This is a genomic window from Streptomyces sp. NPDC030165, from assembly GCF_055573595.1.
This window is the reverse complement of the sequence record NZ_JBVIBD010000005.1, coordinates 1-19,363: the sequence shown is the minus strand read 5'-3', so window position 1 is coordinate 19,363 and position 19,363 is coordinate 1. Positions and strand designations below refer to the sequence as shown.

Here is a 19,363-nt window from a genome sequence, read left to right as displayed (position 1 = left end):
GTCCGGCTCCGTAGGCAGTCCGGCTCCGTGAGCCGGCCCGTCGGCCGCCTCTCCGGTCAGCTCCTCCCTGCTACGCGCCGCCCCCCTGATCGCCCCCCGAGACGCCGCCGCCCTAATCGGCAGCCTCCCGATACGCCGCGGCCTCCTCCAGGTCCAGCCGCTTGAGCAGTACGCGCATCATCTCGTCGTCGATCCGCCGCTCGTCCCGCAGCCGCACGAACACCTTGCGCTCCGCGTCGATCATCTCCCGCGCCAGCCGCCGGTACGTGTCGTCCGCCGACTCCCCCGTCACCTCGTGGACCGTGCCCAGCCGCTCCCACACCGCGTTGCGCCGCCGCTCCATGACCGTCCGCAGCCGGTCGGCCAGCGGCCCCGGCAGCGCGTTGCGCTCGTCCTCCAGGAGTTCGGACAGCCGCTGCTCGGCGGCCCGCGACGCCTCGTTCTGCGCCTGCGCCTCGGCGAGCGTCTCGCCCCGCACGTCGCGAGGCGGCAGCCGCAGCGCGCGGATCAGGGGCGGCAGCGTCAGCCCCTGGACGGCGAGCGTGCCGATGACGGTCGTGAAGGTCAGGAAGAGCACCAGGTTGCGCGCCGGGAAGCCCTCGTCGGAGCCCTGGACGGTCACCGGGACCGAGAAGGCGATCGCCAGCGACACCACGCCGCGCATCCCGGCCCACCCGACGATCACGGGTGCCTTCCAGTTCGTGCCGGGCTCGCGTTCGCGAATGCGCTTCGACAGCGCCCGCGGCACGAACGTCGCGGGGAAGACCCACACGAAGCGCGCGAGCACCACCATCAGGAAGACCACGAGCGCGTACCAGGCCGCCTCCCCGCCGCCGTACTCGCCCAGCCCGCGCAGTACGACCGGCAGCTGCAGGCCGATCAGCGCGAACACCGTCGACTCCAGCACGAAGGAGACCATCTTCCACACGGCCTCCTCCTGGAGCCGCGTCTCGAAGTCCACCTGCCAGGAGCGGTGCCCCAGGTAGAGCGCGACCACGACGACCGCCAGCACACCGGACGCCCCGAACTCCTCGGCGACCTGGTAGGCCACGAACGGGATGAGCAGCGACAGGGTGTTCTCCAGCAGCGGCGCGTCCCGCAGCCGGCAGCGCAGCCAGTGCAGCGGGATCATCAGCACCGCCCCGACGCCGATACCGCCGAGCGCCGCGACCGCGAACTCGCGGATGCCGTCGGTCCAGGTCGCGCCCACCCCCGCGGCGGCGGCCACCGCCACCTTGTACGCGGTGATCGCGGTCGCGTCGTTGACCAGCGACTCGCCCTGGAGGATCGTCGTGATCCGGTTCGGCAGGCGCAGTCTGCGGGCGATGGCGGTGGCGGCCACGGCGTCCGGCGGCGCGACCACCGCGCCCAGGACGAGCGCCGCCGCCAGCGGCAGGTCCGGCACGACCAGGTAGGCGACGTACCCGACGGCGACCGTCGCGAAGAGCACGTAGCCGACCGACAGCAGTGCCACCGGCCGCAGGTTGGCCCGCAGGTCGAGGTAGGAGCTCTCCAGCGCCGCGGTGTGCAGCAGCGGGGGCAGCAGCAGCGGCAGCACGATGTGCGGATCGAGCGTGTAGTCCGGTACGCCCGGGATGTACGAAGCGGCCAGCCCTGCCACGACGAGCAGCAGCGGCCCGGGTACGGGCGTGCGCCGGGCGGCCCCGGCGACCGCCGCGCTCCCCGCGACCAGCAGCAGTAGTGGCATCACGTCCATCGGCCTCGCCCGTCCTGTCCCGTTCCACCGCGGCCGGCCCGTAGCCGCCCCCGGTCGCCGCCGCGGGCGCCCGTGCCGGGCCCGCTCCGGCGATCTAACCTGGCAATCATGAGCGAGTGCCCGCATGTTCCCGAACTGCCGCGCCCCGAGCCCGCAGCGCTGAGCGCCACCTGCCCCGAGTGCGAGGCCGTCGGCAGCCACCCCGTACAGCTGCGGCTGTGCCTGGTGTGCGGGCACGTCGGCTGCTGCGACTCCTCGCCGTACCGGCACGCGACGGGCCACTACGCGGCGACCGGCCACGCGGTCATGCGGTCCTACGAGCCGGGCGAGAGCTGGCGCTGGTGCTTCGTGGACGAGGCCGTCGTCTGAGCGGTCACCGCGCGCCGGGCCGGGTGATCCGGACCCGCGGGCCGGTTGTCAGTGGCGCCCGCTAGCCTTCAGGCATGATCCGCACCGCGACGGTCGACGACGTACCCGTCATCCACACGATGATCCGCGAGCTGGCCGAGTACGAGCGCGCCCGTGAGTCCGCGAAGGCCACCGAGGCGCAACTGCGCGAGGCCCTCTTCGGGGAGCATCCGGCGGCGTTCGCGCTCATGGCCGAGGACGCCGGGGGCCCGGTCGGGTTCGCCCTGTGGTTCCGCAACTTCTCGACGTGGGCGGGCACGCACGGTGTCTATCTGGAGGATCTCTACGTCCGCCCCGAGGCGCGCGGCGGCGGCCACGGCAAGGCGCTCCTGGCGGCCCTCGCGGAGATCTGCGTGGAGCGCGGCTACGAGCGTTTCGAGTGGTCAGTCCTGGATTGGAATGAACCGTCCATCGGTTTTTACCGGTCGATCGGCGCCGCACCCATGGACGGATGGACCGTCTTCCGGCTCACTGGAGATGCACTGCACAACCTTGCGGTCGCCTCGAACGTCAACGCAGCGTAACTAGTTCCGATTTGGCAGTGCAGACCCCTAGCCACTGTCCGTACCCGTAGGCTTACAATGAGTGACACTCGTGGGACTGCGGGACGCTGCGAGTCCAACCGTCGTACCGGAAGCCGGCGCTGCCTCTTCCGGGCGACATCGCCCCGCAGATCGCGATAGCGTCGCAGGCGAACCATGTGCCGCGCCGGATCGTTGTCCTCTCGTCACCAGAAAGGGCCGCGACCGGCGCGAATATCAGCTCAACCAGCTTGTGTCACCTTGGAGGTGAGGGTGTCCCAGATCGCAGGCGAGCCCGGGACCCAGGACTTCGTGGAAGTCCGGCTGCCCGCTGCGGGTGCCTACCTGTCGGTGCTGCGTACGGCCACGGCCGGCCTCGCAGCCCGCTTGGACTTCACCCTCGACGAGATCGAGGATCTGCGCATCGCCGTGGACGAGGCGTGCGCGATTCTTCTGCAACAGGCCGTGCCCGGCTCCGTACTGAGCTGCGTCTTCCGCCTGATCGACGACGCGCTGCAGGTGACCGTCTCGGCCCCGACCACCGACGGCCGTGCCCCCGAGCGCGACACCTTCGCCTGGACGGTGCTCTCCGCGCTGGCCGGCAAGGTCGACTCCACCGTCGCGGAGGACCGTACGGTCACCATCAGCCTGTACAAGGAGCGCGGCGCCGGTCCCGGACCGTCATGACCGAACAGGGGGCCCCGTGAAGGATCTTGAAAGCGGCACGCGGATGGCGCCCGGTACGGCCATCCCCGAGCAGCATCAGGCCCGGCCGCAACCGGTGGGCGCGGATGACCACGGCGGCCGTTTGGACGCGGCGGAGCAGGCAGAGCGGGCGGACCACATGGACCACAGCGAGAACAAGCGGAACGAGCGCGATCCGCACACCCCGCACCACCCTCATGACCCTCACGACCCCCATGACCGCAGCGGCGCGCGGGCGATGTTCTACGAGCTCCGCAAGCTGCCCGACGGATCGGCGGAGCGCGCCGAGCTGCGCAACACGCTCGTACGGATGCACCTGCCGCTCGTCGAGCACCTGGCCCGGCGCTTCCGCAACCGCGGCGAGCCGCTGGACGACCTGACCCAGGTCGCCACCATCGGTCTGATCAAGTCCGTGGACCGCTTCGACCCGGACCGCGGCGTGGAGTTCTCCACATACGCCACGCCCACGGTCGTCGGCGAGATCAAGCGGCACTTCCGCGACAAGGGCTGGGCGGTCCGGGTGCCCCGCCGCCTCCAGGAGCTGCGGCTGTCGCTGACCACCGCGACCGCCGAGCTCTCGCAGCGCCACGGCCGCTCCCCCACGGTCCACGAACTGGCCGAGCACCTCGGGATCTCCGAGGAGGAGGTCCTGGAGGGCCTGGAGTCGGCGAACGCGTACAGCACGCTGTCCCTGGACGTGCCGGACACCGACGACGAGTCGCCGGCCGTCGCCGACACCCTGGGCGCCGAGGACGAGGCGCTGGAGGGCGTCGAGTACCGCGAGTCGCTCAAGCCGCTGCTGGAGGACCTGCCGCCGCGGGAGAAGAAGATCCTGCTGCTGCGCTTCTTCGGCAACATGACCCAGTCGCAGATCGCCCAGGAGGTCGGCATCTCCCAGATGCACGTCTCCCGCCTGCTGGCCCGCACCCTGGCCCAGCTCCGCGAGAAGCTCCTGGTGGAGGAGTAGCCCCGAAGCACCTCAGCCACCGCAGACGCCACCGCCCCGGCCTCACTGCCCGAGCCCGGGGCGTCGTGCGTCGGACGGCCCGGGCCGGGACACCCGGGACCGGCAGGCCGCCCGGTTACGCCGGGCGGGGGCGCCCCCGCGCTCGTGGCCGACCGTACGGACCGCTTCCCGCGCCTCAGTCCCTCGGCGTGATCCCCAGCGCCTCGGTGGCCGTCGGGTTCACCAACAGTCCGAGGACCGCGATCGCGACCACCGCCAGGCCGATACCGGCGGCGATCAGCGCGCCGCCGCCGTTGATCAGCGTCCAGGCCACCGGGAACGCCACGATCTGGGTGATCAGTGAGGGCCCGCGGCTCCAGCGGCGCCGCAGCCACAGTCCGCGCGCGGCGACCAGCGGCAGCACCGCCAGCGCGATCACCGTCAGGCCGCCCATCTCCGCCTGGCGCGGACTGTCGGGCGAACCGGCCAGCCCTTCGATGAGCATGTAGACGCCGAGAGCGGCCAACGCCACACCTTCGACGGCGGTGAGCACCGCGGCGGCGCTGAGCCGGGCGGGCCGCGGGCCGCTCGGCCCGGGGGCTGCGGCAGTGGCGCCCTTTCCGCCCTTCCCGTCCTCCCTGGACTTCACGGCCTTCCCGGACTTTCCGCCCGAACCGGCCTTCGCGGCCCCGGCCTGCACGTTCTTCCCGTCCGGCTTGCTGCCCCGCGTCCTCCCGGCCGGCCGGGAAGGCTTGGCCGCCTTGGCCGCGGGCCGCTTCTGCTCACTGCTCACCCCAGCAGGGTAGCCCCGGGGCCTCCTCCGCACGGTGGGCAGGGAGTGGGTCGGGTACCGGCAAGTAGGTACCCTGCTGCACATGCGCGCACTTCTCGTGGTCAATCCCGCAGCTACCACCACCAGTGCGCGTACGCGTGAAGTGCTCACTCACGCGCTGGCCAGCGACCTGAAGCTGGAGGTCGCCGAGACCCGCTACCGCGGCCACGCCAGGGACCTGGCCCGGCAGGCGGCCGAGGGCGGCCAGATCGAGCTGGTCGTGGCGCTCGGCGGCGACGGCACGGTCAACGAGGTCGTCAACGGCCTGCTGACACACGGCCCCGCCCCCGACTCCCTGCCGCGCCTGGCCGTCGTACCCGGCGGCTCCACCAACGTCTTCGCCCGGGCCCTCGGGCTGCCGAACGACGTGGTCGAGGCGACGGGCGCCCTCCTGGACGCGCTGCGTGACGGCAGCGAACGCACGGTCGGCCTGGGCCTGGCCGCCGGCACGCCGGGGACGGAGGACGAGGGTGTACCGGCCCGGTGGTTCACGTTCTGCGCGGGCTTCGGCTTCGACGCGGGTGTGGTCGGCCGGGTCGAACAGCAGCGGGAGCGCGGCAAGCGTTCGACGCACGCCCTCTACATGCGGCAGGTGCTGCGCCAGTACGTCGGCGAGTCGAACCGCCGGCACGGCACGATCACGCTGGAGCGCCCGGGCGAGGACCCGGTGGAACACCTGGTCATGTCGATAATCTGCAACACCGCTCCCTGGACCTACCTGGGCAATCGCCCGGTCTACCCGGCCCCGGAGGCATCCTTCGACACGGCGCTGGACGTGTTCGCCCTGTCCAAACTGTCCGCATCCGCGGTGACCCGCTACGCGACCCAGCTTCTGGCGTCAACACCGGAGCGCGGCCCCCGCGGCAAGCATGTGGTCTCGCTCCACGACTTGACGGACTTCACCTTGCATTCGCAGGCGCCACTGCCCTTCCAGATGGACGGTGACCACCTGGGACTCCGTACGAGCGTGACGTTCACAGGCGTTCGCCGTGCACTGCGTGTGATTGTGTGAGCAGTAGGGCCTAAAGTCCTTTCAGTCGAACGTTTAGGCTGACTTCCACCCCCTAGAAGTACGGCTGTGACCTAGGCGACACCAAGGAATCAAAAAAAAGTTTCCGGAAGGGGTTGTATCCGCCGCCGAGGTTTGCGAGTCTCTTCATGGCGATCGGGACGGCCGTTTCTACCGGCCCCCTTGAGAGCCCGAATCCTCCTCCTCATTCTTCAGGACCGCACCAGTTCTCAACTGGGGTTCGGCCCTTCCCTTGTGGAGGGATTCGTGAAAGCGTTCACATTCACAAGCAACGATCCCGTCACACGAGGAGATGGAGCAGCCATGGACTGGCGTCACCGCGCCGTTTGCCGCGAGGAAGACCCCGAGCTCTTCTTCCCCATCGGCAACACCGGTCCTGCGCTGCTGCAGATCGAGGAAGCCAAGGCCGTCTGCCGCCGCTGCCCCGTCATGGAGCAGTGCCTGCAGTGGGCGCTTGAGTCCGGCCAGGACTCCGGCGTCTGGGGTGGTCTCAGCGAGGACGAGCGCCGCGCCATGAAGCGCCGTGCAGCTCGCAACCGGGCGCGCAACGCCAGCGCCTGACCGCCGGACGCCCCGTGGCCCCCGAGCCGCAGCGCGCAGTACCCCCGATGCTCCCCCAGCGCCCCGAGCGCCTGGGAGCTCCCCACGCAACGTGAGCTTTGAGCCCCGGACCGGATGGGTCCGGGGCTTACTGCTGTCCGGGGCCGGCCGCCTGCGGGGCCACCGCCTGGTACCCACTCCCTTGCGGGGCCACCGCCTGGCGCCGCGCCACCTTCCGGGTCGCCGCCTGGCCCCCAGCCGCCTTCGGGGCCGCCGTCCGGCGCCACGCCACCCACCGCTCTCCGTCCCGGCACCTCGACCCCCTCCCCTCCGAAGGTACGGACCTTCACCTCCGAACACCCCCGGTGACTTACCCCACCCCACCGTTGTCCATTCGCCGCCCCCGGCGTCACTCTTCCGTTACTTCGTTCTGCTGTACGGTCATTCGGCGAACCGGGCACACCGCGCGGACTTTCCTGCGGCATTCCCGAATTCCGCTCGCGCTGCGCTCACTTGATGAGCGCCCCCTTCATCGGTGCCCTCCATCGGCGCCCCTTCCACCGGCGCTCCCCCATCAGTGCTTCTCGGCGCGTACGGGAATGTCGAGAATCACCTGGGTCCCCCGTTCGGCCCCGGGCACCATGTCGAACTTTCCGCCCAACTCGCCTTCCACGAGCGTACGTACGATCTGCAGCCCGAGATTCCCGGCCCGGTGCGGGTCGAACCCGTCCGGCAGGCCACGGCCGTTGTCCTGGACCGTGACCAGCAGGCGGGGCTCCGTACGGCTGCCGCCGCGTACCGCGCCCACCTCGACGGACCCCTGGTCTCCCGGCACGAAGGCGTGTTCGAGGGCGTTCTGCAGGACCTCCGTGAGGACCATGGAAAGCGGCGTGGCGACCTCGGCGTCGAGTATGCCGAAGCGGCCCGTACGGCGCGCGGTCACCGCACCCGGCGCGATCTCGGCGACCATCGCCAGCACCCGGTCGGCGATCTCGTCGAACTCGACGCGCTCGTCGAGGTTCTGGGACAGCGTCTCGTGCACGATCGCGATCGAACCGACCCTGCGTACCGCCTCGTTGAGCGCCTCGCGGCCCTGCTCGGAGTCCATCCGGCGGGACTGGAGGCGCAGCAGGGCGGCCACGGTCTGCAGGTTGTTCTTCACCCGGTGGTGGATCTCCCGGATGGTGGCGTCCTTGGTGATCAGTTCCCGTTCCCGGCGCCGGAGTTCGGTGACGTCGCGCAGCAGGACCAGCGAACCGATGTGCGTGCCCTTGGGCTTGAGCGGGATGGCGCGCAGCTGGATCACCCCGTCCTCGCCCTCGACCTCGAACTCCCGCGGCGCCCAGCCGCTGGCCAGCTTGACCAGGGCCTCGTCGACGGGGCCGCGGGCGGGCGCCAGTTCGGCGGTGGCCTGGCCGAGGTGGTGGCCCACGAGGTCGGCGGCGAGGCCGAGGCGGTGGTAGGCCGACAGGGCGTTCGGGCTGGCGTACTGGACGACGCCGTCGGCGTCCAGCCGGATCAGCCCGTCGCCGGCCCGCGGCGAGGCATCCATGTCGACCTGCTGGCCGGGGAAGGGAAAGGATCCTGCGGCGATCATCTGGGCGAGGTCCGAGGCGCTCTGCAAGTACGTGAGCTCCAGCCGGCTCGGCGTCCGGACCGTCAGCAGGTTGGTGTTACGTGCGATGACGCCCAGCACCCGGCCCTCGCGGCGCACCGGGATCGACTCGACCCGTACCGGCACTTCCTCGCGCCACTCGGGGTCGCCCTCACGTACGATCCGTCCCTCGTCCAGGGCGGAGTCGAGCATCGGGCGGCGGCCCCGCGGAACGAGGTGGCCCACCATGTCGTCCTGGTAGGAGGTCGGTCCCGTGTTGGGCCGCATCTGGGCGACGGAGACGTACCGCGTGCCGTCGAGGGTGGGGACCCACAGCACCAGGTCGGCGAAGGACAGGTCGGAGAGCAGCTGCCACTCCGAGACCAGCAGGTGCAGCCACTCCAGGTCGGAGTCGCTGAGGGCGGTGTGCTGGCGTACGAGATCGTTCATGGAGGGCACGCCTTGGAGCCTACCGGCGTACGGTGTAGGTGTTGTCCTCGCAAGGGCATGGACAGATCTGATTGGTCTAGTCCACAATGAGTCGGTACCGCACCCCGCGAGGGGCGGCCCCCGGGCCCCGCGGCACCGGCACCAAGACTTCGAGAACCTCCAGATACCTCCGCTCTCCCCGCACAGGAGAGTGGACAGAGGTCCGAGCGCTCTCTGCCCTGACTGCGCGACGGCCTCCGGTCGACCGGCCTCTGGGCGGGCGGGTGTTCCTACCGCACGTGGGGCGCCCCCTGCCGCCGGGCCGGCCGATGAAGCTCCGGGCTGCGGTGCCGGACAGGTTGAGGGTCCTGTCCCGGCGCCGCGGCCCGCGGGTGTCTCCGGCCCGCCGAGGCCCCTACTCCTGCCCCCGCTCCCCGTCGCTCCGGCCGACGGGCCAGGCAGCCATCGCCAACTCCGCAACCCGCTCCAAAGTCGTACGGTCCGCGCCGTCCCTCGCCTGCTGCGACATGCCCTGGAGCACGGTCGCGCCATAGGCCGCCAGGGCATGCGCATCGGTATGGGCAGGCAGCTCACCGGCCTCGATGTCCCCCCGGACCCGCTCCTCCAGCAACTCCACGGTCCGGGCCCGGCGCTCCTGAAGACTGTGCATGACGTCCTCGGACTGGACCGTGCAGTTGGTGGCGGCCGTGATGACCATGCACCCGCGCGGATAGCCCGGAAGGGTATGGAAAGCCGCCGCCTCGTGCAGCATCCGCGCCACGGCCCGGCGCGCGGTCGGCTCTTCGGCGAGGGCCCGGCCGGAGAAGGCGCCGAAGTCCCGGACGTACGCCTCGACCGCCTCCTCGAACAGCGTCCGCTTGTCACCGAACGCCGCGTACAGACTCGGCGCCTTGATGCCCATGGTCTCGGTGAGGTCGGCGATGGAGACGGCTTCGTAGCCGTGTTCCCAGAAGGCCCGCATCGCCTGCTCCAGGGCCGTCTCGCGGTCGAAGGACCGGGGCCGCCCGCGCTGTGCGCGCTGTTTCGTCGCCATGGCACCAATTCTATAGCGCCCGCTACGAAAACCCTGCTACGGTTCTTTCTATAGCAACCGCTACAGAAAGAGGGGGGCGCGGTCATGGGCGTGCTCACGGGCAGGACAGCGCTGGTCACGGGCGGCAGCAGGGGCATCGGCCGGGCGATCGCCGAGCGACTGGGACGCGACGGCGCACGGGTCGCGGTGCATTACGGACGCGACGAGGCAGCCGCGAAGGGGACGGTGACGGCGATCGAGGAGGCGGGCGGCCGGGCCTTCGCCATCCAGGCCGAACTGGGCGTGCCGGGCGACGCGGCCACTCTGTGGTCCGCGTTCGACGCGCAGGCGGACGGCCTGGACATCCTGGTCAACAACGCCGGCGTGGTCGGCCGGCGCGCGCCTCTGCCGGGCGTGACCGAGGAAGACTTCGACCGCGTCTTCGCCGTCAACACGAAGGCTCCCTTCTTCGTCACCCAGCTGGGCCTGGACCGCCTGCGCGACGGCGGCCGCATCATCAGCATCTCGACGGTCCTCACCCACGGCGCCGCCGCCCCCGAGCTGATCGCCTACTCGATGTCCAAGGGCGCCATCGACGTCTTCACCGCAACCCTTGCCAAGGACCTGGGCCCCCGCGGCATCACAGTCAACGCGGTCGCCCCAGGCGTCATCGACACCGACATGAACGCGAGCTGGCTCCGCAACGACCCCGACGCCTGGCGCACGTCCGCGGACATATCCCCCCTGGGCCGAGTCGGCGAACCCCGCGACGTCGGCGACATCGTCGCCTTCCTCGCCTCGGACGACAGCCGCTGGGTCACCGGTCAGTGGATCGACGCGGCGGGGGGCTTGTTGCTCTGATGGGGCGGGACGGGGCCCGGGCGGAGGGAGGTCATTGAGCAACGGATGTCCGCGGCTGAGCGCCACGGATCGCTGTTCGGGTCCTGGAGCCGGCGTCCGTAGGCCGGGGGGCGGGAGCCGGGGGCCGGGGGGCCGGGAAATCGAGGGCTGGGGCCGAGGGCCGGGAGTGGGGGCCGGGAATGGGGCGACGCCCCGCAGATGGCCCCGCCGCTGATCGAGTTCGCGCACCCCGACCGACGGCGAGCCTCCGCGCACTCGGCCGGCACGCCCGAACGACCACAAAGCGCCCAGCTCCCGCCATAACTGGCGCCGACGCCCGACCAGCCACTCCATTCCCGAGCCGGAGAACCAGCGTGTCAGCCGTCAGCACCACGAGTGGTGAGCGCTCACCTCACCGGATCACGAGCCACCGGCTCCGATGGGAACGGCGTCATGCGTGCTCGATTGCAGCCTGGATCGCGGCGCCGGTGAGGGGGCCGACGTGCACCGTGTGCTGAAGCTGGTCCGGAAGGTGGGCCTGCTCCTCGGGGGCGGTGAGGAGAGTGATGCCTTCCTGAAGGATGACAACTGCCTGCAGTTTCTCTGCCAGGTGAGCCACAAGATCGAGAAACGGGCCGGACGCGAAATGAGTGGAACTGACGCCCGTCAGCTTCGACTCCGCCACCGAGAAGTGGACATCGGCCTCACCGCCGTCCTCCATACGGAGCTGGACAAAGCCGTGGTCAGGGTCGCCCGTCACGATCCAGGGCGTCACGAGGTCCCGGAACACCCCGGCATCCATGGATGCCGATTCGCCGTACTCGAAGCGCTGCAGAAAGAGGCTGTAGCTCATGACGCCAGTCTGTCCTTCGTACATGACCCGTCTGATGAGTCCTACCCTTCCTCTCTCGGCCGGGCCCAGGTGTGCGTGTCCAGGCTGTCGTGGGGGCCGAGGCGGGAGAGTTCTGTGCCTTCGCGTCCGAGAGCCACGATGGGGGGCGCGTTCCCCGGCCGGAGCGGGAGGCCGTCCAGACGACCACGAGTTTGCGCTGGTCGGGTGCGTCGATCCGGCGTTCGCCGACGAGAAGCTGGGTCACCTCCCGCCCTGAGTGGATCTCGGCGCAGCTGATGTACGGAGCTGCGGCCTTGGGGTGCAGGGGGTCACGGTGGCGGGTGAGGAGAGGGCCGCCGGCGACCGGGCAGGCCGGTCGGTGGCCTGCCGGGGACCGGGGTCAGTGCGTCTCTGTGATCTTGGCCAGGGAGCGGGGGGCGTCGGGGTCTTGGCCTCGGGCGAGGGTCACTTCGTAGGCGAGCATTTGGAGGGGGAGGATTTCGAGGATCGGCTGGAGTTCTTCGGCCACACCGTCGGTGGGCAGCGCGAAACCGGCCGCGGCCCGGTCGACCTCGGTGTGGCTGCCGATGACGACCAGGTCGGCGCCCCGGTCGCGCAGGCGCTCCAGTACGGGCTGCAGCGCCTCGCCGCCTTTGCCGTCGGTGACGATCGCGATCACCGGGGAGATGTTGTCGACCATGGCGAGCGGGCCGTGCAGGAGGTCGGCGCCGGAGTAGGAGAGAGCCGGGATGTAGCTGGTCTCCATGAGCTTCAGGGCGGCTTCCTTGGCGGTCGGGTAGCCGTAGCCGCGGGAGGTGAGGACCATGCGCTCCGCGAAGCGGTAGCGGGCGGCGAGGGCCTTGACCTCGTCGTGGCGGGCGAGGACGGACTCGGCGAGGTCCGGCAGCGCCTTGGCGGCGAGGTCGCCCGCGGCGTGCGGGCCGGGGTGGCCCCAGCTGTCGCGCAGGCCGTCGACGAAGAGGTAGAGGGCGAGGAGTTCGGCGGTGTACGTCTTCGTGGCGGGCAGGGCGCGTTCCGGTCCGGCCAGGACGTCGATGTGGAACTCGCTGACGCCGGCGAGTGCCGATGTGGCGTTGTTGGTCACCGCGAGGGTGATCGCGCCGGCCTGGCGGGCGGCCTGGGTGGACGCGACGAGGTCGGGTGAGCCGCCGGACTGGCTGACCGTGACGACCAGGCAGTCCGTGAGGTCGGGCCGCGCCCCGTAGGCGGTGGTCGTGGACATGGAGGTGAGGCCGCAGGGCTTGCCGAGCCGTACTTCGAACAGGTACTTGGCGTAGAGCGCGGCGTTGTCCGACGTACCGCGCGCGGTGAACAGGATGAATCGTGGCCGGCGGGCGGCGACCTGTTCGGCGACGGTACGGATGCGTGCCGCGCCCTCGGCGAGGACGCGGCGCAGGACGTCGGGCTGTTCGGCCATCTCGGCGGCCATGTGGCGGCCGGGTCGCCGTTCGCCGGGGTTGTCGTTCCGTGTGCGGTTCGCCGAGCCGGGCATTCTGGCCGCCTTCCGACTTTTGAGGACCGCCGTGCCTGCCTGCCGTCATCGCGGGCCCGGCGGAACGTCTGTGTGCGTCGTACGTCTGTGCGCGCCGTGTGCCTGTGCGCGCTGTCGCGCCTCCGTCACGAGTACCCAATCACTCGGCACCACTCGACGCGTACCCCGTCGCGCGGCGGAGGCCGGCCCCACCCCGCCCATGGTTCCCCCGCTGTTCAGCCGCGGGCCGCCTGATGCCACCGGGGATGGTGGGGCCAGCTCTGGTAGATTGGTCTATACCACACGAGTCCATTCTCCAGATCGGCAGGCAAAGCGTGGAAGTTGTCATCGTCCCGGACGCCAAGGCAGGCGGCGAGCTGATCGCGGAGGCCATCGCCACCCTGGTGCGCCGCAAGCCCGAGGCGCTGTTGGGTGTGGCCACTGGATCGACCCCGCTGCCCGTCTACGAAGCGCTGGCGGACACGGTCCGCGGCGGTGGCCTGGACGTCTCCCGGGCCCGTGTCTGCCAGCTCGACGAGTACGTCGGGCTGCCGGCCGGGCACCCCGAGTCGTACCGCTCCGTGGTGCTGCGCGAGGTCGTCGAGCCGCTGGGGCTCGGCGAGGACGCGTTCATGGGGCCCGACGGCACCGCCGAGGACGTGCAGGCGGCCTGCGAGGCGTACGACCGTGCGCTGACCGAGGCCGGCGGCGTGGACCTCCAGCTGCTGGGCATCGGCACCGACGGGCACATCGGCTTCAACGAGCCGTGCTCCTCGCTCGCGTCCCGTACCCGCATCAAGACGCTGACGCAGCAGACCCGGGAGGACAACGCCCGGTTCTTCGACAGCCTGGAGGAGGTGCCGCACCACGTCATCACCCAGGGCATCGGCACCATCCTGGAGGCCCGCCACCTGGTGCTGCTCGCCACCGGCGAGGGCAAGGCGGACGCCGTCGCACAGTCCGTCGAGGGCCCGGTCTCGGCGCTGGTGCCGGCCTCCGCGCTCCAGCTGCACCCGCATGCCACGGTCGTGGTGGACGAGGCCGCCGCGTCCAAGCTGAAGCTGGCGGACTACTTCCGCGCCACGTACGCCGCCAAGCCGGAGTGGCAGGGGCTGTAGGCGAAGCGCGGAGTCGCTGACAGCGGCCCGCTGCCGCGGCCGGCCCGGCCGGGGCGCCCCGTGAAGGCGCCCCGGCCGGGCCGTTTCGTGCTGGGCCGGACCGATCGCCGGCCGTACGCCCCGCCGGGCCGCGGCTCCCCTTCCGCGGCCCGGCGGGAGTTCATCCGCCCGCGATGACCTCCGCGGCGGCGCGGCCGCAGACGCGGGCCGCGCCGTGGGTGGCGATGTGCAGGGCTCCGCGCGGGGGCGCCTGCGGGAGGCCCATCTCGACGACCACCGTGTCCGGGCGGGCGTCGAGCAGGGCGTCGAGGGCGCCGCTCATCCAGGCGTGCCGGTGGGCGTCGCGTACGACGGCGACGATCCGCCGCTCCCCCGCCGCCCGCAGAATCTCCGCGATCTGCCCCGACGCACCGGACGCACCGGCGTTCCCGGACGCACCGGACGCACCGACGTTCCCGCCCCTGCCGACACCCCCGCTCCCACCAGCGCCCCCATACGCCCCAGCGTCCCCATACGTCCCGGTCTCGGTCCCCGGCACGAGCCGAGTCAGTTCAGCGGCCACGCCCCAGGGGGTCTCGTCGCCGACGGCGATGTTGGCGACGGGGGTGAAGGCCGCGACGTAGGCGGGGGCGGTGAGCGGCTCGTACGGGCCGTTGCGGGTGATGCGCAGGGCGCGGCGGGCTGCGACGAGGCCGGCCTCGGGTGCGGGCGCGACCCCTCGCTCCCCGGGGAGGGCCCCCGGCGTCGCGCCCGCACTCCGGGTCCACCGCGCCAGGGCGCGGACTCGTGCCGCCGCGTCGGCGAGCCGCTTCTCCGACAGCTCTCCGTCGCGTACCGCCCTCACCAAGGCGTCGCGCAGCCGCAGCACGGTGGTCTCGTCGGCCAGTCCCCCGCCGACGCAGATGGCGTCCGCGCCGGCGGCGATGGCCAGGACGCTGCCCCGTTCGATGCCGTACGTCGCGGAGATGGCCTGCATCTCCATGCCGTCGGTGACGATCAGGCCGTCGAAGCCGAGGCCGCCTTCGGAGGCGGGGGCGCGCAGCAGGCCGGTGAGCACGTTGCGGCTCAGGGTGGCGGGCAGGGTGCCGTCCAGGGCCGGGAGCAGGATGTGCGCGCTCATCACGGCCTTGGTGCCGGCGGCGATGGCGGCCCGGAAGGGCACCAGTTCGCGTTCCTGGAGGGTGCGCAGTGCGGCGGCGATGTGCGGTACGTCGTGGTGGGAGTCGACGGCGGTGTCGCCGTGACCGGGGAAGTGCTTGGCACAGGCGGCGACGCCGGCGGACTGGAGTCCTTCGACGTACGCGGCGGTGTGCCGGGCCACGAGGAGCGGGTCGGCGCCGAAGGAGCGTACGCCGATGACCGGGTTGGACGGGTTGGAGTTGACGTCGGCGGACGGCGCCCAGTTCAGGTTGACGCCGCATTCGGCGAGGCGGCGGCCGAGTTCGCGGGCCACGTCGTGGGTGAGCCGCGTGTCGTCGACCGCGCCCAGGGCGAGGTTGCCGGGGAAGGAGGAGCCGCCGCGTACTTCGAGGCGGGTGACGTCGCCGCCTTCCTCGTCGATGGCGACGAGGATGTCCTCGCGTTCGGCGCGCAGCTGGGCGGTGAGCGCGGCGAGCTGGTCGGGTGAGGCGATGTTGCGGCCGAACAGGCCCACCGAGGCGAGGCCCTCGCCGAGGCGGCGCAGCAGCCAGTCGGGCGCGGAGGTGCCGGTGAAGCCGGGCTGGAGGACGGTGAGCGCGTCGCGGGTGAGGGTGTCGGACGGGCGTACGAGTGTCGTCATGGCGCGCGTCATCCCTTCACTGCGCCGGCGGTCAGTCCGCCGACCGCCTTGCGTTGCAGGAACAGGAACAGGATCAGGATCGGTACGGCGAAGATGGAGGCGGCGGCCATCGTGGCGCCCCAGTCGTCGCCGAACTGGCTCTGGAACTGGGAGAGCCACAGTGGCAGGGTGCCCTTGTCCGGCTCCTTGTTGAGAACCAGCACCATCGGGAATTCGTTCCACGCGGTGATGAAGCCGAACAGCGAGGTGGCCATCAGGCCGGGCGCCAGCAGCGGGAAGATGATCTTCACGAACGCCTGGCGGCGGGTGCAGCCGTCGACCATCGCGGACTCCTCCAGCTCCTTGGGTACGGCGGCGACGTAGCCGCGCAGCGTCAGGAGGGTGAAGGGCAGCACCATGAGCATGTAGAAGAAGGTCAGCGGCACCAGGCTGTTGAGCATGTCGGCGTCGCGCACGATCATGTAGACCGAGATGACCAGGACCTCCCAGGGCGCCATCTGGGCGACCATGAAGGTCAGGATGATGCCTTTGCGGCCCTTGAAGCGCATCCGGGCGATGGCGAAGGAGCCGCACAGGGCGATCAGCAGGGAGAGTCCGACCGCCAGCACGGTGACGGTGACGGAGTTGCCCACCAGGGTCCAGAAGTTCGGGGCGTTCACGGCGGTCGAGAAGTGCTCGAAGGTGCCGTTCAGCGGGAACCACACCGGGTCCTCGGTGATGATGTCGCCGTTCGGCTTGAAGGCCGTGGTGAACATCCAGTACACGGGGAAGACGAATCCGAGGGCGAGCACGATCGCCGTCGCGTTGGGCCAGATGCGGCCGAGCAGTGCGCGGTTCACAGCTCGTCCTCCTCTTGCTTCAGGGTCAGTCGCAGGTAGTACGCGGTCATGGCGAGCAGGACGACGATGGTCAGCAGCGAGATGGCCGCGCCCATGCCGAAGTGGAGGTTGCCGACGCCTTCGGTGAAGGCGTAGATCGGCAGGGTCTCGGTGAGCCGGTCGGGGCCGCCCTCGTTGATCGCGAAGATCTGCGGGAACGCCTTGAAGACCCAGATGACCTCAAGGAACGTCGTCGCCAGGAAGAACGGCTTGAGGAAGGGGAAGGTGACGCTGGTGAAGACCTTCCAGGTGCCGGCGCCGTCCATCCGGGCCGCTTCGTACAGTTCCTTGGGGATGGTCGTGGTCGCGGCGTAGAGGTTCAGGGCGACGAACGGCAGCGACTGCCACACGATCAGTACGGTGATGACGAAGAAGGTGGACAGCTGGCTGCCGACCCAGTCGTAGTGCGCCATGGAGTGCCAGCCCAGTGCGTCCAGCACCCAGTTGACGACGCCGTAGCGGGCGTCGAAGAGCCACTGGAAGACGGTGGTGGCGGCGATGGCGGGCATCGCCCAGGTCAGCACGAGCGCGACGGACAGCGTCAGGCGCATCTTCTTGCCGAGCTTGGCCAGCAGGAGGCCGATCAGCACGCCCAGCACCATGATCAGGGTGACGTTGACGGCGGTGAAGACGATGGTGCGGAGGGTGACCCGCCAGAACTGCTCGCCGCCGAGGATCTCGGTGTAGTTGCCGAATCCGCGCCACTCGGTGAGGTGCTGGATCAGCTGCTTCATGTTCAGGTTCTGGAACGAGATGATCAGGTTCCGCACCATGGGCCAGCCCAGGAGGACCGCGGTGGCGGCCAGGGCCGGGATCAGCAGCAGGTAGGGGGCGCTTCTGGCGGCCCGGCCGGTGCCGCGGCCGGGCCGGGGCGGCGGGGCGCCGCCTTTGCCGATCCGCGGCGCGGAGTCCTTGACCGCGTCCTCGATCTGCACTGACATGTCCCGCTCCCCATCACCTGGTCGTGCTCACGCTGGTGGTTCCGTACGGGGGCCGGGACGGCCGGCTCCCGTACGGAACCCGTACGGTGGCGGTCCCCGCGGCTGGCGCCGCCACGGGGACCGCGTTCACTGGTGCCGGGGCGTGCCGCGCGGTTCCGTGCGGACGGACCACGGCACGCCGCCGGTCACTGCTTCTGGGCCAGCCGCTTGTTGATCTCGCCTTCGACGTCCTTGGCGGCGTCCGCGGGGGCCTTGCCGTTGAGCACCGCGGTCATGTAGCTCTTGATCGGGTTCGGGGTGTTCTCGACCTGGGCCCACTCGGGGATCAGCGGGGTGGTGCCGCTGGACTTGGCGGCGCCGGGCGCGGCGGCCTCGGCGGCCGGGTTGCCCTTGGCCGCGTCCGCGAGGTCGGGGGACTTCGGGCTCCAGCCGACCTCCTTGACCATCTGTCCGTCGTTCTTCTTGGACAGCGCGACCTTCAGGAATTCCTTGGCCAGTTCCTGGTTCTGGCCGCCGCCGGCGACGGCGAGGTTGGAGCCGCCGAGGAAGACGCCCTCGGGCTTGTCGGCGGTCTCTCCCGGGATGGGGAAGAAGCCGATGTCGTCCTTGATGGCCGGGTTGGCCTTGACGGCGGTGGGGCCTTCGTAGCCCATGGCGATGATGGCGCCGGTCTTGCCCTTGGAGAAGATCTCGGCCTGCTGCGGGGTGGCCTCGTCCTTGTTCTTCGGGGCGGTGCTGAACGCCTGGTACTGCTTGTAGATGTCCATGGCCTTGGAGACCTTGGGGTCACCGAGGTTGGAGACCCACTTGCCACCCTGCTTCTTCACCAGGTCGGCGCCGGTCCCGATGGTCAGGCCGTCGAAGAAGTACCAGTTCTGGCCGGGGAGGTAGAGCGGCTCGGCGTCGGTCTTCTGCTTGATGGTGTCGAACGCCTTGAAGAGCTCGGCGCGGGTCTTGGGCAGTTCCTTGATGCCGGCCTGGGCCCAGATCTTCTTGTTGTACATCACCACACGGTTGCCCGCGTACCAGGGGAGGGCGTACTGCTTGCCGTCGGCCATGGCGGCCTTGTTGAAGGAGTCGGTCCAGTCGGCGCCGATCTCCTTCTTCAGGTCGCCCAGGTCCGCGAGGGCGCCGGCCTTGGCGTACGCGGCGGTCTGCGTGTTGCCGATCTCGACGACGTCGGGCGGGCTGTCCTCGGAGAGGGCGGTGGTGAGCTTCTGCTGGATGCCGTTCCACTGCTGGACGCGGAACTCGACCGTGGCGCCGGTCTTCTTCTTGAAGTCCTCGGAGACCTGCTTGGTCCACTGTGCCGGGTTGGAGCCGTCCATCACCCAGACGATGAGCTTCTTGCCCTTGAAGTCCGCGGCCCCCGCCGTCTTGCTGTCGCCGGACCCACAGGCAGCGACACTCACCAACATTCCCGCGACTGCCGTCGCCGCTATGAGTCCACGCTTCATTGCGCTCTCCCCTGAAAACCGTGAGTGGTCTTTAATGGTTTAGACCAGTGCCCGCAGCTTGGCCTAGACCTTTTGGGGTGTCAAGGGTGTATAAGAGTCGCTGTCAGGTCCGTTACCGGACCGACATCTGGGGCCTGTCGCCGCGGCGGGGGGGGGGGGGGGGGGGGGGGGGGGGGGGGGGAAGAGAAAAAAAAAAAAAAAAAAAAAACCCAGAAACAAACAAAACCACGCGGTGTCCGGGCACCAAAATCGAGAAGAAAAAAAAAAAAA

The 19,363-nt window shown here is 70.4% G+C and carries 18 protein-coding genes; 8 read left to right on the top strand and 10 right to left on the bottom strand.

Annotated elements, in window-relative coordinates; translation table 11 throughout:
• Positions 1–112: 112 nt before the first annotated feature.
• Positions 113–1,717 carry a Na+/H+ antiporter gene (locus ACZ4Z1_RS11335; protein ID WP_468486336.1) on the bottom strand — a complete coding sequence of 535 codons (1,605 nt, stop codon included), beginning with the start codon at positions 1,715–1,717 and terminating at the stop codon, positions 113–115.
• Positions 1,718–1,825: 108 nt separating this feature from the next.
• Between ACZ4Z1_RS11335 and ACZ4Z1_RS11330 the strand changes: the two genes are divergently transcribed.
• The 4 genes from ACZ4Z1_RS11330 to ACZ4Z1_RS11315 all read left to right on the top strand — a co-directional run bounded on the left by ACZ4Z1_RS11330 (position 1,826) and on the right by ACZ4Z1_RS11315 (position 4,318).
• Positions 1,826–2,086 (top strand): UBP-type zinc finger domain-containing protein, encoded by a 261-nt coding sequence (locus ACZ4Z1_RS11330; protein ID WP_365836090.1) that lies wholly within the window; start codon positions 1,826–1,828, stop codon positions 2,084–2,086.
• A 74-nt stretch (positions 2,087–2,160) separates the two neighbouring features.
• Complete coding sequence (locus ACZ4Z1_RS11325) at positions 2,161–2,649, top strand: GNAT family N-acetyltransferase (RefSeq protein ID WP_468486335.1); 489 nt, start codon at positions 2,161–2,163, stop codon at positions 2,647–2,649.
• Between the two features lie 270 nt (positions 2,650–2,919).
• Positions 2,920–3,333 carry an ATP-binding protein gene (locus tag ACZ4Z1_RS11320; protein ID WP_003985353.1) on the top strand — a complete coding sequence of 138 codons (414 nt, stop codon included), beginning with the start codon at positions 2,920–2,922 and terminating at the stop codon, positions 3,331–3,333.
• A 43-nt stretch (positions 3,334–3,376) separates the two neighbouring features.
• Positions 3,377–4,318 carry an RNA polymerase sigma factor SigF gene (locus ACZ4Z1_RS11315; RefSeq protein ID WP_468486662.1) on the top strand — a complete coding sequence of 314 codons (942 nt, stop codon included), beginning with the start codon at positions 3,377–3,379 and terminating at the stop codon, positions 4,316–4,318.
• A gap of 175 nt (positions 4,319–4,493) precedes the next feature.
• Here the strand turns inward: ACZ4Z1_RS11315 and ACZ4Z1_RS11310 are convergent, their stop codons facing one another.
• Positions 4,494–4,946 (bottom strand): hypothetical protein, encoded by a 453-nt coding sequence (locus ACZ4Z1_RS11310; RefSeq protein ID WP_468486661.1) that lies wholly within the window; start codon positions 4,944–4,946, stop codon positions 4,494–4,496.
• A gap of 226 nt (positions 4,947–5,172) precedes the next feature.
• On the opposite strand from ACZ4Z1_RS11310, the gene ACZ4Z1_RS11305 reads away from it, so the two are divergent.
• Together ACZ4Z1_RS11305 and ACZ4Z1_RS11300 are read left to right on the top strand one after the other, a co-directional pair.
• A complete protein-coding gene (locus ACZ4Z1_RS11305) occupies positions 5,173–6,141 on the top strand; it encodes a diacylglycerol/lipid kinase family protein (protein ID WP_468486334.1) in 969 nt (322 codons plus the stop codon).
• A gap of 321 nt (positions 6,142–6,462) precedes the next feature.
• Complete coding sequence (locus ACZ4Z1_RS11300) at positions 6,463–6,720, top strand: WhiB family transcriptional regulator (RefSeq protein WP_003983230.1); 258 nt, start codon at positions 6,463–6,465, stop codon at positions 6,718–6,720.
• A gap of 553 nt (positions 6,721–7,273) precedes the next feature.
• On the opposite strand, the gene ACZ4Z1_RS11295 is transcribed toward ACZ4Z1_RS11300, so the two are convergent.
• Both ACZ4Z1_RS11295 and ACZ4Z1_RS11290 read right to left on the bottom strand, forming a co-directional pair.
• The gene (locus ACZ4Z1_RS11295) at positions 7,274–8,743 is read right to left on the bottom strand and encodes a sensor histidine kinase (protein WP_468486660.1); all 1,470 of its coding nucleotides are present in this window, start codon (positions 8,741–8,743) and stop codon (positions 7,274–7,276) included.
• 394 nt (positions 8,744–9,137) lie between these two features.
• Complete coding sequence (locus ACZ4Z1_RS11290) at positions 9,138–9,776, bottom strand: TetR/AcrR family transcriptional regulator (RefSeq protein ID WP_468486333.1); 639 nt, start codon at positions 9,774–9,776, stop codon at positions 9,138–9,140.
• Positions 9,777–9,860: 84 nt separating this feature from the next.
• Here ACZ4Z1_RS11290 and ACZ4Z1_RS11285 point away from each other — a divergent pair, with 84 nt between their 5' ends.
• The gene (locus tag ACZ4Z1_RS11285) at positions 9,861–10,616 is read left to right on the top strand and encodes an SDR family oxidoreductase (RefSeq protein WP_468486332.1); all 756 of its coding nucleotides are present in this window, start codon (positions 9,861–9,863) and stop codon (positions 10,614–10,616) included.
• A gap of 430 nt (positions 10,617–11,046) precedes the next feature.
• Here the strand turns inward: ACZ4Z1_RS11285 and ACZ4Z1_RS11280 are convergent, their stop codons facing one another.
• Complete coding sequence (locus ACZ4Z1_RS11280; RefSeq protein ID WP_468486331.1) at positions 11,047–11,448, bottom strand: hypothetical protein; 402 nt, start codon at positions 11,446–11,448, stop codon at positions 11,047–11,049.
• Positions 11,449–11,827: 379 nt separating this feature from the next.
• Positions 11,828–12,940 carry an SIS domain-containing protein gene (locus ACZ4Z1_RS11275; RefSeq protein ID WP_468486330.1) on the bottom strand — a complete coding sequence of 371 codons (1,113 nt, stop codon included), beginning with the start codon at positions 12,938–12,940 and terminating at the stop codon, positions 11,828–11,830.
• A gap of 314 nt (positions 12,941–13,254) precedes the next feature.
• Between ACZ4Z1_RS11275 and nagB the strand changes: the two genes are divergently transcribed.
• Positions 13,255–14,037 carry a glucosamine-6-phosphate deaminase gene (nagB, locus tag ACZ4Z1_RS11270; protein ID WP_468486329.1) on the top strand — a complete coding sequence of 261 codons (783 nt, stop codon included), beginning with the start codon at positions 13,255–13,257 and terminating at the stop codon, positions 14,035–14,037.
• A gap of 160 nt (positions 14,038–14,197) precedes the next feature.
• On the opposite strand, the gene ACZ4Z1_RS11265 is transcribed toward nagB, so the two are convergent.
• From ACZ4Z1_RS11265 to ACZ4Z1_RS11250, 4 genes are all read right to left on the bottom strand, one after another.
• Positions 14,198–15,817 (bottom strand): glycoside hydrolase family 3 protein, encoded by a 1,620-nt coding sequence (locus ACZ4Z1_RS11265; protein ID WP_468486328.1) that lies wholly within the window; start codon positions 15,815–15,817, stop codon positions 14,198–14,200.
• An 8-nt stretch (positions 15,818–15,825) separates the two neighbouring features.
• Entirely contained in the window at positions 15,826–16,656 is an 831-nt protein-coding gene (locus ACZ4Z1_RS11260; RefSeq protein WP_468486327.1) for a carbohydrate ABC transporter permease, read from the bottom strand.
• Positions 16,653–17,636 carry a carbohydrate ABC transporter permease gene (locus ACZ4Z1_RS11255; RefSeq protein ID WP_468486326.1) on the bottom strand — a complete coding sequence of 328 codons (984 nt, stop codon included), beginning with the start codon at positions 17,634–17,636 and terminating at the stop codon, positions 16,653–16,655. Before ACZ4Z1_RS11255 ends, ACZ4Z1_RS11260 begins: the two co-directional genes overlap by 4 nt.
• A gap of 185 nt (positions 17,637–17,821) precedes the next feature.
• Positions 17,822–19,093 carry an extracellular solute-binding protein gene (locus ACZ4Z1_RS11250; RefSeq protein WP_468486325.1) on the bottom strand — a complete coding sequence of 424 codons (1,272 nt, stop codon included), beginning with the start codon at positions 19,091–19,093 and terminating at the stop codon, positions 17,822–17,824.
• Between the last annotated feature and the right edge of the window lie 270 nt (positions 19,094–19,363).

Coding starts and splice junctions, on each gene's coding strand:
- ACZ4Z1_RS11335 (WP_468486336.1), bottom strand. CDS start 1,717: ATGGACGTGATGCCACTACTGCTGCTGGTCGCGGGGAGCGCGGCGGTC.
- ACZ4Z1_RS11330 (WP_365836090.1), top strand. CDS start 1,826: ATGAGCGAGTGCCCGCATGTTCCCGAACTGCCGCGCCCCGAGCCCGCA.
- ACZ4Z1_RS11325 (WP_468486335.1), top strand. CDS start 2,161: ATGATCCGCACCGCGACGGTCGACGACGTACCCGTCATCCACACGATG.
- ACZ4Z1_RS11315 (WP_468486662.1), top strand. CDS start 3,377: ATGGCGCCCGGTACGGCCATCCCCGAGCAGCATCAGGCCCGGCCGCAA.
- ACZ4Z1_RS11305 (WP_468486334.1), top strand. CDS start 5,173: ATGCGCGCACTTCTCGTGGTCAATCCCGCAGCTACCACCACCAGTGCG.
- ACZ4Z1_RS11300 (WP_003983230.1), top strand. CDS start 6,463: ATGGACTGGCGTCACCGCGCCGTTTGCCGCGAGGAAGACCCCGAGCTC.
- ACZ4Z1_RS11295 (WP_468486660.1), bottom strand. CDS start 8,743: ATGAACGATCTCGTACGCCAGCACACCGCCCTCAGCGACTCCGACCTG.
- ACZ4Z1_RS11290 (WP_468486333.1), bottom strand. CDS start 9,776: ATGGCGACGAAACAGCGCGCACAGCGCGGGCGGCCCCGGTCCTTCGAC.
- ACZ4Z1_RS11285 (WP_468486332.1), top strand. CDS start 9,861: ATGGGCGTGCTCACGGGCAGGACAGCGCTGGTCACGGGCGGCAGCAGG.
- ACZ4Z1_RS11280 (WP_468486331.1), bottom strand. CDS start 11,448: ATGAGCTACAGCCTCTTTCTGCAGCGCTTCGAGTACGGCGAATCGGCA.
- ACZ4Z1_RS11275 (WP_468486330.1), bottom strand. CDS start 12,940: ATGCCCGGCTCGGCGAACCGCACACGGAACGACAACCCCGGCGAACGG.
- ACZ4Z1_RS11265 (WP_468486328.1), bottom strand. CDS start 15,817: ATGACGACACTCGTACGCCCGTCCGACACCCTCACCCGCGACGCGCTC.
- ACZ4Z1_RS11255 (WP_468486326.1), bottom strand. CDS start 17,636: ATGTCAGTGCAGATCGAGGACGCGGTCAAGGACTCCGCGCCGCGGATC.
- ACZ4Z1_RS11250 (WP_468486325.1), bottom strand. CDS start 19,093: ATGAAGCGTGGACTCATAGCGGCGACGGCAGTCGCGGGAATGTTGGTG.